The sequence below is a fragment of the Candidatus Avedoeria danica genome (genome assembly GCA_016703025.1).
Classification (GTDB): Bacteria; Chloroflexota; Anaerolineae; order Epilineales; family Epilineaceae; genus Avedoeria; species Avedoeria danica.
In genome coordinates, this window is sequence record JADJCV010000001.1 from 74847 (window position 1) to 92206 (window position 17360).

The following is a 17360-nucleotide window of genomic DNA, read 5'->3' on the forward strand; positions in this document are numbered from 1 at the left end:
GGAGCCACGGATGCTGTCCCGCGCTGCAATGCCCGCCCATCGCCGACCCGTCCGTCCGTCCGCCGCCCTCGCCGCCGCCCTGCTCCTGGCCGCCGCCGCCTCGTTCGCCGCCGCGTCGATGCCCGCGCGTGCCGCCGTCGGCCCGCAGCGCACGTGGCAGCTGCCCGCGGCGACGCCGTTCGAGCCGACGGACGTTGCGATCCTGCCCGACGGCCGCCTGGCGATCGCCGACGGGCGGTCGCGAACCGTCCTGCTCTTCGACCGGGACGGAAATCGGGTGGGTGCGACGCCCCGCCTCTTCAACTGGACGCCCGTCGCCGTGTCGGGCAACGCGCTCGACGGCGCTTGGTTCGTTGCCTGGCTGTTCGATCGTGGAGGCACAGAGTCCGACCCGCTCGAGCGGCCGTCGGCCGACGAATCGCGGAACCACGGCGCCATCGAGCGGGTCGCCTCCAACGGCACGGTGTCCCGGATCACCGTGTCGTTCGATCCCAGGCAGCTCGGCCTCATCGATATCGCCGTACGGCCGCTCGATGGTCGGTTGGTGGTGCATCCGAGCGTCAACAGCGTGGATCCACAGGTGCTGGCAAGCGCGATCGTGGTGCCGGGTCCCGTCCAGCCAAGAGTCGCCGTATGGCGCAACAACTGGACGGGATTCACGCAGGCCAACGGTCGCCCGTTCGAGGTGTACGACAGCATCAGCGAAGGTGCAGGCGCTCCGCGAGCGAACCTCCGCAAGGCGATCACGTTCACCGGCGAGGTCCCGATCGCGGTCGGCGCCGGCAGCGACCTGCGCTTCCACGTCCTGGTTCGGCCGGACGTCGGCGTGCCTGCCGCGGGCGGCGGACCGCTCGTCCGGATCATCGGCGAAGCGCTCACCGAGATCGGCGCCGTTCGCCTGGAGGACACGCCGGCCCCGCCCCCGACCCGGTGGCCGTGGGCGCTCGATGTCGGCGCCGATGGCGACTACGCGGTGTCGACGGCCCGCGAGTTCTTCGAGGTGACGCGCTACGACGCTGCGGGCCGTGTCCGTCACCGCCTGGTGGGCGGGCGCGCGAAAGAGCGGTTCGACCTCTCGGGCTGGCGGAACCCTGTCACGAGCATGCCGCGCGCCGTGGCCGTGGCCGCCGGTGACCTCGGCCTGCCCGTGGTCGTCGATCGAACGGCCGCTGGCCTGCTTGCGCTCGGCCCCACCGGAGTCGTCGTCCCGCTGCGTCAAGGCGCGCCGGCCATCGACGTCGCCACATCCGCCGGGGCCATCTTCACCGTCGACGAGCTTGGGCGCGTGCGGCGCTACGACGGCGCGGGCCAGTCGGACACGGCTTGGCCGGCCGTCATCGCCCCGGGCGGCACCCGGATCGCCGCCGCGGGCGGCCGTGTCCACGTGGCCCAGCCGATCTCCCGCACCGTCCTCGTGCTCGACGCGTCCAACGGTGCCATCGTCGCACAGCACACGTCGCCGCGTGCAGGCGAATGGCCGGACGACATCGCCGCGACCGCGGACGGGACCCTCTACGCGATCGACGCGACGCGCAACGAGTTGGCCGTCCTGTCACCGTCCGGCGCCGTCTCCGCCACGTGGTCCGTCGGCCTCGCCTCGGCCCCGCGCTTCGTGGCCGTCGCGGACATCCCCGGCGGCCGTATTGCGGTCGTGGCCACGGACGACGGCGCCGTGGAGCGGTACGATGCGGCCACCGGCACGCTCGTCGACCGCTGGCAGCCGTCCGATGCCGACGGCACCGCGTTCGTGCCGGGCGACGTCGCCGTCGGTCCGGACGGCACGGTCTACGTGGCGCAGACGGAGCGGGGCGCGGTGCATGCCTATCCGCCCACCCCTGTGCCGATCGAATCACCGCCCGCCGCCGCGACGCCGACGCCGGGGCCACTGTCATGCGACGTGCGCGGGACCAAGGGCGCCGCGCCGCGCCGCATCGTCCTCGGCGAAACCGTCGACGTCTCGATCACGCTGCGCGCCGCGTGCCCCGGCGCCACCCGGTTCGAGGGTGCCGACGTGCTCCTCGTCGTCGATCGATCCGGTTCGATGGCGCGCGACGACAAGATCGACACGGCCAAGGCGGTCGCCGTGCGCCTGGCGCGTGCGTTCGCCGGAACGCCGCACCGCGTCGGTCTGGTGACGTTCGCGGCCGAGGCGCAGCTGGACGCGCCGCTCTCGGCCGCGGGCGACGTTGCGTCGCTCCTGGCCGATGTCTCCGCCGAAGGGACGACGGACGTCTCCGCCGCCCTCGCGCTCGCCCACGCGACGCTGCGTGCCGATCGCCGGCCGAAGGCGGTGCCGATCGCCGTCGTCATCACGGACGGCCGCTCCGACACGTTGTACGACGGGGACGCGCTGGCGTCGGACGGGATCCTGCTCGCCACCGTGGCTGTCGGCATCGACGCGTCGCGGAACGATCTCTCGCAGATCGCCGCAGACACGGACCTCGCCTTCGTCGCCAGCGCGCCGGGCGCCGCAGCCGCCATCCACCGCCGCCTGCTGTCGACGATCTTCGGCACCGTCGCCGGCGACTGGACGATCGACGACGCCCTCGGCGCCCAGGTCGAGCTCGTCGAGGACAGCCCGCGCCCGGTGGCTGCCCGCAGCGACGACATGCTGCGCTGGGCGCGCCCGATCCTGCCGCCCGGCGGCATCACGCTCACCTACCGCGTCCGCCCGCTGGCCACGGGCTTGATCAACACAAACCGCTTCGCGTGGGCCAACTACACGGATGCCGACGGCGCGCGCCGCCGCCACATCCTGCCGATCCCGGTCGTCGAGGTCATCGCGCCGACGCCAACGCCGACGCCGACACCCACACCGACGCCGACGGCCACGGCGACGCCCATCCCGCCGACGATCTACCTCCCCCTCGCCCTCACCGAGCGCTGCCGCCCGGTGACATCGCCCGTCGACGCCGTCCTCGTCCTCGATGCCTCCAGCAGCATGCTCGAACGGATCGCGGACGGCCGGACGAAGCTCGAAGCGGCCCGTACGGCGGTCGGGACGTTCCTCGACAACCTTCGACTATCCGGCAGGGATCAGGCCGCAATCGTCGCGTTCCATAGCGCGGCCGTCGTCGCTGCGCCGCTGACCGCCGACCGCGGCCGGCTCGACCGTGCCCTTGTCGCCATCGCCACGGACCGCCAGACGTGCCTGGTGTGCGGCGTCGACGCGGCGATCGGCATTCTCGACGCGGCGGGCCACCGACCCGACCGCCGGGCGCTGATCGTCCTCCTGACGGACGGCCGCTCGAACCCGCGGCCGGCCAGCGAGGCGGTGGCGCGGGCGGCGGCGGCGAAGGCGGCGGGCGTCGCGGTCTTCACGATCGGCCTGGGCAGCGACCTCGATGCCGCTGCGCTCGAGGCGATCGCGTCCTCGCCGAAGTCGTTCTACCGCACATCCGACGCCGCGTCGCTGGAAGCGATCTACCGCGACATCGCCCGCGACCTGCCGTGTCCGGCAGCGCAGTTCTGGGGGCGGCGATAGGGTCTGCGGGCGGCGGCAGGGCATCGTCCGCTCCGGCGAGCGCGGCCGTCGCTGGGCTATGATGACCGTCCGGCTCGCCCGCCCCGCCCACCCGGAGGTCTCCCATGCCCACCCGCGTCGCCATCAACGGCCTCGGCCGCATCGGCGAGATGGTCCTGCGCCACTGGCTGCACGACGCGCGCGGCGTCGAGATCGTGGCCGTCAACGACCTCGCCCCGCTCGACCAGCTGGCCTACGCGCTGCGCTACGACTCCGTCCACCCCGCGCCGCCGCGCGACATCGCCTCGGGCGAGGGGTGGCTGCGGGCGGACGGGCACGAGATCAAGGCGCTCCAGCAGCGCGACCCGGCCCTCCTGCCGTGGGCCGACCTCGGCGTCGACGTCGTCATCGAGTCGACCGGCGCGTTCGAGGCGCGTGATGGGATGGCCAAGCACATCACGGCCGGCGCGAAGCGCGTCGTCCTGACCTCGCCCGCCAAGGACGACGGCGCGGACGTGACGATCTGCATGGGCGTCAACGAGGGCATGTACGACCCGGCGAAGCACCACCTGATCTCGAACGCCAGCTGCACGACGAACTGCCTCGCCCCCGTCCTGCGCGCCCTCGACGAGGCGTTCGGCGTGTCGTGGGCGATGGTCTCGACCGTCCACGCCTACACCGGCTCGCAGGCCCTCGTCGACGTCGCCGCCAAGGGCCGCCGCGGCCGCGCCGCCGCGCTGAACATCGTCCCGACCTCCACCGGCGCCGCCAAGGCGATCGGCCTCGTCCTGCCACACTTGGCGGGCAAGGTCGACGGCATGGCCTACCGCGTCCCGGTGCCGGACGGCTCCGTCATCGACGTCGTCTGCCAGCTCGGGCACGATGTCGACGCCGACGCGATCAACGCCCGTTTCCACGCCGCGACCATCGACGCATCGTACCGCGGTGTCCTCGCCGTGACGGACGACGAGATCGTCTCGAGCGACATCGTCGGGCGGGACGAATCGGCGATCGTCGACCTGCCGTCGACGATGGTCATGGGCGGGACGGGGCGCGTGGCCAAGGTCGTGGCGTGGTACGACAACGAGTGGGGGTATGCGGGGCGGGTGATGGACCTTGTGCACTACATCGGAGACAACCCATGAACCTTGTGCGAACAGCGACCACGGGATTCGTGCTCGTCCTCGGGCTAGCGCTCGTCGCCTGTGCCCGCCCGACGGCGACACCCGACGCGGCCGCCACCGCCGCCGCGTCACTGCGCGCCACCCAGGAGTACGCCCACGGCGCGCTCATCCAAACGCCGACGCCGACGACCGGCCCTGAGGCCGCCGCCACTGGCCGCGCGCTTCCGCGCGATCCAACCGCTGAGGAGATGCACGACGGTGAGCACTTCACCTTCGTGCGGGCCGCGATGCCGGGCTCGCCGGCCATGCTCGTCGTGAACCCGGCCGTGATGTTCGGCGGCGACGAAGCGGACGCGGCGTCGATCGCGGACGGCCACACGACCGAACGGCACTCCTTGATGAGCCCCTTCTACATCCGCGACCTCGACGCGGCGACGGTGACACTTCCCGTTTCACCGACGGCCGCTGTCGAACTCGTCGCGTGGGCGGCGGACGGGGGGATCAGCGAGAACCCGATGAACTCGAGCGTCGAAACGTTCATGGGATGGTTTTGGGGCACACCGATTCCAGGTGCGCCGATCTTCACCACGGACAGGACGTGGATGCTTGAGACAGGTGGTCCCCCGATGTACATCACGACCGCGAACGGAATCATCGTTCGGATCGTCGAGCAATATCTGCCGTAGGGACGTTCGTGTGGGCCGTGGGTCGGTGTTGGAGGGCGGCCTACGGGGCAGGCACGGGGACCTGCCCCTACGGGAACAAATCCAACGACGGTTGGCCGTGTTCCATCGCCAACAACCCGCGCTTGCGGTCCAACCCCGCCGCGTACCCCACCAACGACCCATCCGCCCCGATCACCCGATGGCACGGAATGACGACGGCGATCGGATTGCGCGCGTTCGCGGCGCCGACCGCACGGGCGGCGTCGGGGGGCTGGCCGATCGCGGCGGCGACGGCCCCGTAAGACGTCGTGCGGCCGTACGGGATCGTCGTCAGGTGCGCCCAGACGCGGCGCTCGAAGTCCGTCCCGTGAGGAGCGACCGGCACGTCGAACGACACCGGGCGGCCGGCGAAGTAGTCCGCCAGCTGGGCGACGGCGCGGGCAAGCACGGGGTGAACGTCGGCGTCGCCCACGGGGCCGGCATTGGCCGCCGAGTCGACGTCGGCGACCGCGTGCCCGCCGCCACCCGCGTCGTCGACGAAGTCCGCGCGCACGAGCCGGCCTTCCTCGTCGACGGTGACGCGGAACGGGCCGAACGGCGACGGGAGCACCGCCTCACGCGCGCCGGCGGACAGCGTCGACGCCGGGGCGGAGTCCGCTGCGCCGCTCACCGGTGCAGCACCACGCCGCCGATGCTGACCCACGACGTGTCGTCTTCATCCGCCGGGCACTGTTCGTAGTCGATCAGCGTGCCGCCGGTGGCCTCGGCGACGGCCATCGTGAGCCAGAACGGCGCGACGCCGCAGATGTTCGTCCGGTTGGCACTGTGCTGAATCGGGGCGAAGAAGCCGGACCTGTCACCCGCGCACAGCCGCTCGAGGAGCGCATGGTCGTCCGATCGCAGCGTGGCGAGGTCGTCGTCCGTCATCGGCAGCTGGCCGAACGCCGGGCCGACGTGGGACAGGTCGCCCGAGGCGATGACGAGCGCCCGGCGGCCGCGGATCGTCGCGCGCAGGCGCTCGATGGCCGCGCGCACCGTCGTGTCGCGCTCGGGCTCGTCGGGATCGGCCTCGAAGTGATCGAAGCCGCCGACCAGGACCGGGACGACCTCGATCGGTCGGCCGCCGCGCATGTGGTGGAGCCAGACGGCGATCAGCTCGAGCGCGTGCTCCTCGCGGTGCCGCAGCTCGCCCGCGAACGCCCGGTCCGCGCCGATCGCCTCGGCCAGTGCGTCGACGGCCGCCGTGTCCGTCGGCAGCGTGCCGTACGGCGTGGCGTAGCTCTGGCGGGTCAACGTCCACGTCCCGGCCGGGCCTTGGTGATCCGTGCCGATGAGCACCGCGATGTCGGCCGCTTCGACGGCGGCGCGGGCGTGGTGCCAGACGCCGGCGTACACCAAGCCGCCCCGGGCGTAATCGATGTGCGGGCTGAAGAACGCGAACGGCCAGGCGATGTCGGACGCGTCGACCGGGTCGACGGCCTCGATGGGCGGCCCAACGCCGTCGTTCGTGACGCTCGACGCCATGTCGGCGGGCTCGCGACCGACCGCGTGCCCGCCGACGGCGACGAGATACCCGTCGAGCACGTCGGCCAGCCGTCCGGCATGCGCCGGGTACACCGCGTCGGCGTGGACCGGCGGGCGGGCGGGCAAGTCGCGGAAGGCGGCGACGGCGAGGCTGAGCGCAGCGCTGCTCACCTCGTTGTCGAGCAGGAATGTCCGGTGAAGGTGGTCCAGCACCTCGTCGATCACGTCATCCGGCCAGCCGCCGTCGTCGCGGGCCGCCAGATCGGCGGCCAGCATGGCGCGGTCCCGGGTACCGTCGAGCAGCTGGACGATCGGCGCGAACGCGAACGGCAGCAGCACCGGCCGGCCGGCCAAGCGTGCCGGGTCCACGAAGACGAGCGCCGGTCGCCCCTGGATCTGCGCGACCTCGATCGGGACGGGGCGTAGCTTCAGGAGAGGGCTTGGTGTTGTGGACATCGGGGGCCGATTATAGCGGGCGGCGTTCGGGGCGAGCGATTGACATCGCTCGTCACTTCGTGCCCTCGCCCGTCCTGATGCTACCCTTCGCCCGCCCGTAACCGAGCCCCCCTCGGATACGTCGGCATGTATGCCCCGGAGGCGCCCGCCGTGATCCCCGCCCATCCGCCCGTCCGAAAGCGGCGCCTTGTCGCCGCCGCGCTCGGCGCGATCGCCCTGCCGATCGTCGCCATGCTGTCCGTCGCCACGTCCGGAGGACCGACGGCCCGCGCGCAGTCCGATCCGCCCGGCGACAACCTCCTGGCGGAGTGGCACAGCCAGGGCAAGTCGCTCTACGACGCGCTGGAATGGCCGGCGGGGCACACGTCCGGCGGCATCGGTCGGCACGGGACGGTCGGGCAGATGGCGGTGACGGACGTGACGAGCGGCACGGTCCGGATCTACGACCGGGACGGTTTGTTCGTCAAGACCGTCGGGAGCGAGGGCAGCCAGGCGGGGCAGTTCAGGCAGCCGCGCGACGTCGACTACCTGTCCGACGGACGGCTCGTCGTCAGCGACACCGGCAACGGCCGCGTGCAGGTGGTTTCGGGCGCTGGGGTCTCGCTGGCCAGCTGGCCCGTCGCCGACCCGCAGGGCATCGAGGTCGTGCGCGACGAAATCTTCGTCGTCAGCCGCCGCGACCAACGGGTGCTCGCGTTCCAGCCTGATGGGACGCCGACGCGGGTCATGGCGGTCCAAAACCGCGTGACCGAGCCGGAAGGGATCATGTACCGCGGCGACGGGCAGGGGCCGAGCGGCCCGGTGCCGACGTTCGACCTGGCTGACCCGCGCCAGTCGCGTCTCTTCTTCACCGCCGCCAACTCCTCCACCGCCCTCGAGCAGTACCGCCTGCAGTCGGTCCGCGTCGGCGGGCTGCTCTCGCGCAGCGGCAGCAACGCGCGCTTCCTCATCGGCGCCCCGCAGATCGGCCTCGTGCTGGGCGACGAGCTTTACCAGACCGTCGGCCGGCTGGCGTTCGACGATGTCAGCGACATCGAGATCGCCAGCCCGCGCGTGGCGTACGCCGCCGTCGCGCCGCACGGCCTGATCCGCGTGCCGGACCTCGGGCTGTTCGAGCTGCAGTCGCGGCTGACGTTCGGCCTCCTCCTCCAGCCCAGTCGGATCGCCGTCGGCAACGAAGCCGTCATCGGTGATCTGGCGGCGCGGGTGCAGATCTGGGACTTGGAAGGCATTCCCGAGCGCGACGTTCCGTTCGATCCGTCGTTCCTGCCGGTCCTCGGCACCCCGGTCCCCCCCGGCGCTCCGCTCGCCCGCGCCGAACTCACACCGCCGATCGACGTCGCGATGGCCGGCGATGACCCGTACGTGCTGTGGGAGACGAGCGTCGTCCGTCGGCTGGCGTCGGACGGCAGCTGGGGCGCCGAGTGGGTGCCGCCGAACGGTGCCTGGGTCACGGCCATCAGCGCGCACGGCCCCAACGTGGCCGCCCTCGACTCCCTCGGCCAGCGCGTCTTCCTGTTGGACCGCAACCTGAATGCCGTCGGCTCGTTCAAGATCGATGGCGTCAGCTTCACGGCCGCGTTCGACATCGCCCTCTCGGCCGACCATGTCTTCCTCGTCGACCGCGGCTCGGCCTCGCTCGTCGTGTATGCCCGCGACGGAACGCTCCTGCGGACGATCCCGGTGCTGGCCGGCGCGCAGCGGGTGGCGGCGGGACCGGACGGCAGCGCCTTCGCGCTGACGCGCAACGGCTGGGTCTTCGGCTGGCAGGCGGACGGCACGCTGACGCTCGCCCGCCCCGTCGGCGGCCGCGACCGCGTGCCGACGGACCTGGCCCTGGATGCGCAAGGGCGGCTGTACGTCACGTTCATCGGCGAGCTCGGCAACGTCGTGCGCGTCTACGCGCCCGCTGCGAACGCCGGCCCGCTCCCGAACCTGACGGACGGCGGGTGCCAGCTGATGGCCAGCAAGGCGGCCCAGCCCGCCGAGATCCAGCTGGGCCAGGAGATCGAGATCCAGCTCGTCGTCGACGGCGTCTGCCCCGATCCGCCGCCGGCGGTCGACATCGCGCTGTCCATCGACAATTCGGGCTCGATGCTCGGCAGCAAGATGCAGGCGGCCCGCGATGCGGCGGCGACGTTCATCGTGCGCGGCGGCGCCGGTTCGCGCTTCGGCGTCGTCGTGTTCAGCACGGACGCGTCACGCGTCCAGAACCTGACGGCCGATCGCCCGACCGCCATCCGCGCCGTGGCCGGCATCCAGGCGAACGGCGGCACGAACCTGGTGGCCGGGCTGGACGAGGCGATCAAGACCCTGACGGCCTCGCCGCGGACCGGCGCGCAACCCGTCATCGTCATGCTCACCGACGGGCGACACACGAGCGGCCTGAACGAACTCAGCGAGATCGACGGCGTGATCGCCGAGGCGCGACGGCTGCAGATCCGGGTCTTCACGATCGGCCTCGGCTTCGACCTCGACGTCGCCACCCTTCAGCGGATCGCCTCGACGCCGCAGGACTACTTCTTCAGTCCGACGGAAGCCGAGCTCGGGGACATCTTCAGCCGCATCGCCGGCCGGATCGGCGCGGTGCCGTTGTTCCGCGACGCGGTGGTGACGGACGTCCTGCCGGCCAACGTCGATTACGTGCCCGGATCCGGCCGCCCGAGCGAGCCGGAGTGGGACGCATCCACCCGCACGCTCACGTGGCGGCTCGGCCAGGTCGATGTCCCGGGCTTCCGCCTGACCTACCGCGCCGTCCCGCGCACCGGCGGCACGTTCCCGACGAACGTCGACGCCCGCACCCGCCACACGGACGGCACGGGCGCGGTGGGCGAGGCGCAGTTCCCGGTGCCCGTCGTGCGCGTGATCGTCCCGACGCCGGTCGTGACGGACACGCCGACCGACACGCCGACGGCCACCGTGACGCCCACCCCGACCGAGACGACGACGCCCGTGCCCACGGACACGCCGACCCCAACCGCAACGCGCACCCCGACGCCGACGCGCACCGCCACCCGAACGCCGCGGCCGCCGGTGGACATCTACCTGCCGTACGCCGTCCTGAACCGCTGCAAGCCCGGGCAGCGCTCGGCCGACATCGTCCTCGTCCTCGACACCTCGACGTCGATGGCCGGCGTGACGACCGCCGGCGGCATCCGCAAGATCGATGCGGCCCAGCAGGCGGCCCAGAGCTTCCTCGCGCTCATCGACCTCGCCCGCGACCACGTGTCCGTCGTCACGTTCGACGACGCGGCGCGGCTGCGGATCGGCCTGACGGGCGACGGTGCGGCGCTCCGGCAGGCCCTCACGAACCTGCCGATGGCGCCCGGCACCCGGATCGACGCCGGGCTCGACGCGGCGCGGGCGGAGCTCCAAGGCCCGAGCCGTCGGACCACGGCGCGCGGCGTCGTCATCCTGATGACGGACGGCCAGCCGACGCGCTCGACCGCCGGCCGCGTCGTCGCCGCCGCGGACGCCGTCAAGCGCGCCGGCGCGACGCTCTTCACGATCGGCCTCGGCCCCGATGTCGACCCTGATCTGCTCAAGCTCCTGGCATCGTCGACGCGCTACTTCTACCAGGCGCCGGGGGCTGAGGACCTGGCGCGGGTGTATCGCACGGTGGCCGGCGCGATCCCCTGCCCGTGAGGGGGTCGATCTTGTGCCTATGGCTTGTGCCTACGGCTGTGAGCAGGTGCCTACGGCTGTGAGCAGGTCCGCGCACACCTGTCGTTGAGCCATTAAGCCCCGTTCATCGCGCGTTGACCTCACCCGCGCCGTGCTGCGCCGCCGTCGCGCTACAATGGCGGGCGGCCGAAGCCGGATGCCGCAGGAGTTCGCGATGACCCCCCGCCTTGCCTTCGCGCGCGCGACGACCGTCGCCGCCGCCGTCTCTTCGATCGCCGGCCTCGCCCTCGTCGCAGTCGCGATTGCCATCGGCCGTCCCGCCGCGGCCAGCGCACAGGCACCGCAACAGGCGCCACGACAGGGCGGCGTCCCCCCGTCCGCGTGCGCGGCGATCATCAGCCACACGCTGGCGCCCGGTTCGATCCGCGCCTGCGACACGGCCGCCGTCACGGTGACGATGGGCATCACGTGCCCGGCCGCGCGGCCGATCCACCTCGTCATTGCCGTGGACCGCTCGCAGTCCATCGAGCCGCTCCTGCCCGACGTGCGCAAGAGCGCGCGCGACGTGCTCTCCGAGCTGGACTGGAACATCCCGGGCACGATGGTGGCCGTTCTATCCCACGGCTTCAAGGTGAAGGTCGAAACGGACTGGACGGACTCCGCCAGCCGGGCCCAGAGCGGCGTCAACGGCATCCGCTACGATGCCGGCGACCTCGGCGAGGATCCGCCGGAGGCGATCGACAAGGCCGTCAGCATGCTCGAGCGGATCCGGAACGATTCCGAAGGCCGCCCGCTGGCGCCGATCGAGATCATCATCCTCTACGGCGACGGCTGTGACCCGAGCGTCCCGTCCTGCCCCGGCGCGGCGCAGCGGGCGGCCGGTCAGGCGACCGCCAAGGACGTGAAGATCGCCACGGTCTGCTTCGAGAGCGGGCCGCGGGCGAACTGCCAGGACTATCGGGCGATCTCCGATCCGAAGACGCTCGCCTTCAAGGCGCCCGGCGGCAAGCTGCCCTCCGAGGTCCGCGCCCTGCAGGAGGCGGGCCGCGGCGTGTCGGTGAAGACCGTCACGCTGAAGGACATCCTGCCGCCGGCCATCCGGCTCATCCCGGGCTCGGCGAACCCGGTGCCGGTCGTCACCGGCCAGGAGCTGGCCTTCGCCTGGGCGAACGCCGCGCCTGGAACGACGGTGACCGCCACGTACCGCATCTCGACGACCGCGCTGGGCCAGCAGGCGAACCGCACGAAGGACAGCAGCGTGCTGCTCGAGGACTCGATCGGCCGCGACGGCGTGCCCGCCGTCGTGCCGCCGGACACGCTCGACGTCACCGGCCCGTGCGCCCCGCCGACCCCGACGCCGACGACGGCACCCCCGACGCCCGTCCCGAGCGACACGCCCGATGTCAGCCCGACGCCGGCGCCGACCGCGACGCCCACGCCGACCACACCCCCCACCGCCACGGCGACACGCGAATCTCGCCCCGGCAAGATCTGGCTACCCGTCCTCGCCCGCGCCGTCTGTCTGCCCAAGGACGTCCGCTTCGACGTCGCGCTCGTGATCGACGCCTCGACGAGCATGCGCGAGCAAAGCGCCGGCGTGGCCAAGATCGACGCCGCCAAGGCCGCGGCGCGCGTGTTCGTGGAGCTGCTGAAGCCGGGCGATCGGGCGGCGATCGTCGCGTTCAACACGGACGCGATCGTCGCCGCGCCGCTGTCGTCCGACGCCGGCACGCTGAACGCGGCGATCGACGGCATCCAGACGGCAGACGGCACGCGGATCGACCGGGCGCTCGATGCTGCCGCGGGGGCGGTCCCGGCCTCCGTCGACCCGGCGCGACAGTCGATGATCGTCCTCCTGACGGACGGCCGCGCCAGCGCCCCGAGCGTCGACGTCCTCGCCGCCGCCCAGCGCGCCCGCGACGGCCGCAAGGTCTTCACGATCGGCCTGGGCGACGACATCGACCGCGACCTGCTGCGGGCCGTTGCGTCGTCGCCCGCACTGTATTACGAGGCGCCGACTTCGGCGGAGCTGGCGGGGGTGTTTGCGGGGATCGCGGGGACGTTGCCTTGTCCGGGGGGGGCGGTTTGGGGGGTGGGTGGGGACTGAGGGCGGCGGGGGAGGATCCGAGGGGCGCGGGGCGTAACACCATTTCCGCGTGAAGCCGCCGTGTGGTCAGGTCCTGAGAGAGCAACGACGAATCAATGGCTTCAGCCGTTGATACCCTTAGCGCGGCAGAACGACGTCGTACGACACAAGCTGCGATACCGTCTGCCAGCCATACCCCGTGTGGAAGGCCCACGTGTCCGTTTCCACGTAGCCGACCCCCGGGCAGATCGCGCGGTGGGAACCGGAACCGGCGCTGGTCGTGACCTCGATTACCCCGCACCCTTCGAAGCGCCCGGCGGGCGTCGTGACCGGGATGCGGTCCGTCGATAGCGCGGACAGCAGGCCCATGAAGTCATGCACTCCCTCGTGTGCGAAGCCGATAGGCTCGATCGGCAGCTCGAAGCGTGCGTCCTCGATGAGGCGACGCGATCGATCGGTACGCAGGAATTCGGCGCCCCGCGCGTCCTGGCCGGAAACGTGGCCGTCGGAGTCGACCGTACGCCAGAATTCGAAGGACGCGTCGATCCTGTCGGCTAATGCGCCGATTGAGCGCGTGCGCATCGTAACCGTCGGCACGACGAACGACCGAACGACGATCCGCCGATCGTCCAGCTGCCACGCGCCGGTAACCGTTTCCGTGGTTCGCCAGCGCGACCAAGTCACCCTCATTTCCCACGACGTCGAGTCCCACGTCCACGTGCTGCCGGGCAGCAACGGGTAGGCGGTGAGTACGTCGCGCAACGCCGGCGGAACGTGGTCTGCGTCGACCGGCGCGCCGAGCGGCGTCGGCACCGCCGTCGGGACCACACGCTCCCTGGCCTGTGGCATCGGTGTCATCGTCAACGGGATGGGGGTGACGGCGAACGTGATCGCGGCCGTCGGCTCCGCCGGTGGTTGTCCGCGAACCTCGTCGCTCGGCCAGTCGAGAGTTTCCAGGGCAAGACGCGCGCCTGAGAGCGCATCGAACCAGGCCACGATTCGGGATCGCTCGTCACTCTGCCCGGGGCGCGGGGCATCGAGCGGTGGAGCGTTGAAGCCGGGCCGGCGCAAGATCAGCCGCATCTCAAGCGGCTCGGCGTCGGCGACGACGCGTACGAGTGTCGTTGGCAGCCGCTCCAGCCGCCGATCCTCCCACCAGCCCCCGTACAAGTCGTTGACGATGAACGCCCCGACATGATCTCGCTCGAAGGCCACCGCCGCCGCCGGCACGTAGTCCGCCGATACGATCCGCGGTGCATGATCCGGATCCAACCAAGACATCACCTCCCCCCGCGCCTCCTCCAACGTCATCGCCACCGGCAACGGCACGCTCGCATCCACCGTCGGTAGCGCCGTCTTCGTCGGCCACGGCGAGGGAGTCGCGCTCGGTCCAGGCGTCGCGGACGGCTGCGGCGAGGGCGGCGTGATCGGCCCAAGCGTCGCCGACGGATACGGCGACGCCCAAGTGATCGGCCGCGGCGTCGGCGATCCGACCGCCGCCGGCCCCCCGTCCGCGCCACCCCCAAACAACACCCACCCCCCCACCGCGAAGATCGCCGCGTCCACGATCCCGTGCCCGAGCCACGCCCCCAGGAGGGACCGCGAGACGGAGCGCTGGACGCTCCACGCCGCGCCGCCGATGCCGACGCACGCCGCCAGCAGGAGCGCCAGCGGGAGTTGGCCGGGGAGAAGGGTTGTGACGAGGACGATGTGGTGGAGGGTGAAGGCGATGCTCGACACCCAGACGGCTGTCCGGGCGCGCGTCCGGTCGCGGACGGTGGTGAAGACGAGGCCGCGCCAGTACGCCTCCTCCAGACCGCTGTGGAGCAGGGCGTAGAACATGCCAAGGACGAGGAAACGGACGGGTGAGGCGATCCCGAGCGCGCCGGCCTTGTCGGACGCGGCGGCGGCGAAGGCGGCGTGGCCGGACGGGCCGAGGAGGTCGAACGGGCGGCCGGTGTAGACGGCGAACAGCGCGAGGGCGACGGCGGTGCCGAACGCGGCGCCCACCGCCAGGTCGCGGCGCGTGGTCCGGGCGCGCGGGCGGACGAGGTCCGGGCGGACGCGGGCGAGCCACCACAGCGCCGGTCCGAACTGGACGGCCTTGCCCACGCCGTAAGCCAGCTGGGGCCACGGCGCCGGGACGTCGGCCAGGGCGATGAAGTAGAGCCAGGTCAGGACGAGGGGGTAGAGGAGGGCAAGGCTGATCCACACCGTTGAAGTTCGGGATGGGCGACCGAGTCCTTTGAACGGGTCGCGCAGCCGAACGCGCAGATCATCGAGCATCAGTCGGCGTCGCCGATGCCGGACCCACCGTCTTCCCCGACATCGCTCGCGTCGATGTGCTGGCGAATCACGTCCAGGAACGCCTCCCCATACCGCGCCAGCTTCACGTCCCCGACGCCCGAGATCCCGCCCAGCGCCGCCGTCGTCGTCGGCCGCCGGGCGGCCATCGCGAGGAGCGTCTTGTCGTGGAAGATCACGTACGGCGGCACCGCCTGCTCGCGCGCGAGGGCGAGGCGGCAGGCGCGCAGCGCGGCGAAGAGCGCCTCGTCCACGTCGGCGTCGACATCGTCGTCGAACAGCCCGCCGCCACCGCTGACGCCATTCGTACCACTACCACCACTCCCACCACTGCCGGCACGCGACCGCGATCGCTCCGCCGACCGATTCCGCCGCGACGCACCGGCCTGCGGCGCCGGATCGCGCCGCAGCGTCACCGACTGTTGGCCGCGCAACACCGCTGCCGCGCCGTCCGTCAGCTGGAGGCTGCCGTGGCCCTCGACGTCCACGCGGATCAGGCCACCGGCGACGAGCTGGCGGATGACGGATGCCCAGCCGCGCACGTCGAGATCCGATCCGACGCCGAACGTCGGCAGGGCGTCGTGGCCGAAGCGCTCCACTTTCTCAGTCGTCTCGCCGCGCAGCACGTCGACGACGTGCGCCTGGCCGAAGCGCTGGCCGGTGCGCAGGATGGCCGACATCGCCTTCTGCGCCGCGACGGTGCCGTCCCAGGTGTCGACGGGCTCCAAGCACGTGTCGCAGTTGCCGCACGGCTCGGCGGGCGCGTCGCCGAAGTACTCGAGGAGGACCTGGCGGCGGCAGCGGGCGGTCTCGCAGAAGCCCAGCAGCGCGCTGAGCTTGTGGTGCTCGACGCGCTGGCGCGCCTCGTCCGCCTCGCCGTCGCTGATCATCGAGCGCAGCCGGGCGATGTCCGCCATGCCGTAGAGCATCGTGGCCGTGGCGGGCAGGCCGTCGCGGCCGGCGCGGCCGGTCTCCTGGTAGTAGGCTTCCAAGCTCTTGGGCGGGTCCACGTGGAACACGAACCGCACGTCCGGCTTGTCGATCCCCATCCCGAACGCGACGGTGGCGACGACGACCGGCACCTCGTCGTGCGTGAAGTGCCGCTGGTGCAGCGCGCGATCGGCGGCGTCCAGGCCGGCGTGGTAGGGCAGCGCCGCGATCCCGGCGGCGCTCAGCCGCTCGGCCGTCTGCTCGACCTTCTTGCGCGACAGGCAGTAGACGATCCCGGTCTCGATGCCGCCGTCCGGCCCGACGTGCTCGCGCTTCAGGCACGTCAGCAGCTGCTTGAACGGATCGTCCTTCAGCCAGACCCGGTAGCGGATGTTCGGCCGGTCGAAGCCGGCCACGAAGACGGTTGCGTCCGCCAGCCGCAGCCGCTGGACGATCTCGCGCCGCGTCGGCCCGTCCGCCGTGGCGGTGAGGGCGATGCGCGGCACGCCCGGGAAGCGGTCGGCCAGGACATCGAGCTGGAGGTACTCCGGCCGAAAATCGTGCCCCCACTGCGACACGCAGTGCGCTTCGTCGATCGCGAACAGCGCGACGCTCGTCGACGAGAGCAGTTCGAGGAATCCCTCCGTGACGAGGCGCTCGGGCGCCACGTACACGAGGTCCAGCCGCCCCGCACGCACGGCGGCCTCGACGCCGCGCTGCGCCCCGAGGTCGAGCGACGAGTTCAGCGCCGCGGCGCGCACGCCCAGCGCCCGCATCGCCGTCACCTGATCGGCCATCAACGCGATGAGCGGGCTGACGACGACGGTCACGCCCGGCCGCACGAGCGCCGGCAGCTGGTAGCACAACGACTTCCCGCTGCCCGTCGGCATGACGACGAGCGCGTCGCCGCCCCCGAGGACGCGGTCGATGACGGCCCGCTGCTGGCCGCGGAACTCCGCGAAGCCGAAGACACGGCGCAGCACCGCGCGCGGGTCGGCGGCGGCGGGGGGGAGTCGGCGGCGAGGTCGAGCGGGTCGTGGATCATGTGCAGAGCGTACCGGCCAAGGCCGTTGCGGACAAGCGCCGCGGCGACACGTTGGCGACAACGTCACGCCGCCCGCGTAACGACACGCAGCGGCGCGCAAGCGCGGCGCGATGCGGCGGCGACAACTGCCCCGGCACGC

The 17360-nt window shown here is 72.2% G+C and carries 9 protein-coding genes; 5 read left to right on the forward strand and 4 right to left on the reverse strand.

Annotated elements, in window-relative coordinates; all coding sequences use genetic code 11:
- Positions 1 to 10 precede the first annotated feature (10 nt).
- From IPG72_00365 to IPG72_00375, 3 genes are all read left to right on the forward strand, one after another.
- A complete protein-coding gene (locus IPG72_00365; GenBank protein ID MBK6767496.1) occupies positions 11 to 3484 on the forward strand; it encodes a VWA domain-containing protein in 3474 nt (1157 codons plus the stop codon).
- Positions 3485 to 3588: 104 nt separating this feature from the next.
- A complete protein-coding gene (gene gap / locus IPG72_00370) occupies positions 3589 to 4608 on the forward strand; it encodes a type I glyceraldehyde-3-phosphate dehydrogenase (GenBank protein MBK6767497.1) in 1020 nt (339 codons plus the stop codon).
- Positions 4605 to 5273: a hypothetical protein gene (locus IPG72_00375; GenBank protein ID MBK6767498.1), complete on the forward strand. Its 669-nt coding sequence runs from the start codon at positions 4605 to 4607 to the stop codon at positions 5271 to 5273. The genes gap and IPG72_00375 overlap by 4 nt, the downstream gene beginning before the upstream one ends.
- Positions 5274 to 5340: 67 nt before the next feature.
- Here IPG72_00375 and IPG72_00380 read toward each other — a convergent pair whose 3' ends face one another.
- Both IPG72_00380 and amrB read right to left on the reverse strand, forming a co-directional pair.
- A complete protein-coding gene (locus IPG72_00380) occupies positions 5341 to 5886 on the reverse strand; it encodes a methylated-DNA--[protein]-cysteine S-methyltransferase (GenBank protein ID MBK6767499.1) in 546 nt (181 codons plus the stop codon).
- A gap of 32 nt (positions 5887 to 5918) precedes the next feature.
- Positions 5919 to 7232 carry an AmmeMemoRadiSam system protein B gene (amrB, locus tag IPG72_00385; protein ID MBK6767500.1) on the reverse strand — a complete coding sequence of 438 codons (1314 nt, stop codon included), beginning with the start codon at positions 7230 to 7232 and terminating at the stop codon, positions 5919 to 5921.
- A gap of 126 nt (positions 7233 to 7358) precedes the next feature.
- Between amrB and IPG72_00390 the strand changes: the two genes are divergently transcribed.
- Both IPG72_00390 and IPG72_00395 read left to right on the forward strand, forming a co-directional pair.
- Positions 7359 to 10877 carry a VWA domain-containing protein gene (locus IPG72_00390; protein ID MBK6767501.1) on the forward strand — a complete coding sequence of 1173 codons (3519 nt, stop codon included), beginning with the start codon at positions 7359 to 7361 and terminating at the stop codon, positions 10875 to 10877.
- A gap of 193 nt (positions 10878 to 11070) precedes the next feature.
- Positions 11071 to 12963: a VWA domain-containing protein gene (locus tag IPG72_00395; GenBank protein MBK6767502.1), complete on the forward strand. Its 1893-nt coding sequence runs from the start codon at positions 11071 to 11073 to the stop codon at positions 12961 to 12963.
- Positions 12964 to 13080: 117 nt separating this feature from the next.
- Here the strand turns inward: IPG72_00395 and IPG72_00400 are convergent, their stop codons facing one another.
- Together IPG72_00400 and recQ are read right to left on the reverse strand one after the other, a co-directional pair.
- Positions 13081 to 15228, reverse strand: a complete 2148-nt coding sequence (locus tag IPG72_00400; protein MBK6767503.1) for a CPBP family intramembrane metalloprotease — start codon at positions 15226 to 15228, stop codon at positions 13081 to 13083.
- Entirely contained in the window at positions 15228 to 17159 is a 1932-nt protein-coding gene (gene recQ, locus IPG72_00405; GenBank protein ID MBK6767504.1) for a DNA helicase RecQ, read from the reverse strand. The genes IPG72_00400 and recQ overlap by 1 nt, the downstream gene beginning before the upstream one ends.
- Positions 17160 to 17360 lie beyond the last annotated feature (201 nt).

Coding starts and splice junctions, on each gene's coding strand:
- IPG72_00395 (MBK6767502.1), top strand. CDS start 11,071: ATGACCCCCCGCCTTGCCTTCGCGCGCGCGACGACCGTCGCCGCCGCC.
- IPG72_00390 (MBK6767501.1), top strand. CDS start 7,359: ATGTATGCCCCGGAGGCGCCCGCCGTGATCCCCGCCCATCCGCCCGTC.
- gap (MBK6767497.1), top strand. CDS start 3,589: ATGCCCACCCGCGTCGCCATCAACGGCCTCGGCCGCATCGGCGAGATG.
- amrB (MBK6767500.1), bottom strand. CDS start 7,232: ATGTCCACAACACCAAGCCCTCTCCTGAAGCTACGCCCCGTCCCGATC.
- IPG72_00400 (MBK6767503.1), bottom strand. CDS start 15,228: ATGCTCGATGATCTGCGCGTTCGGCTGCGCGACCCGTTCAAAGGACTC.
- IPG72_00365 (MBK6767496.1), top strand. CDS start 11: ATGCTGTCCCGCGCTGCAATGCCCGCCCATCGCCGACCCGTCCGTCCG.
- IPG72_00375 (MBK6767498.1), top strand. CDS start 4,605: ATGAACCTTGTGCGAACAGCGACCACGGGATTCGTGCTCGTCCTCGGG.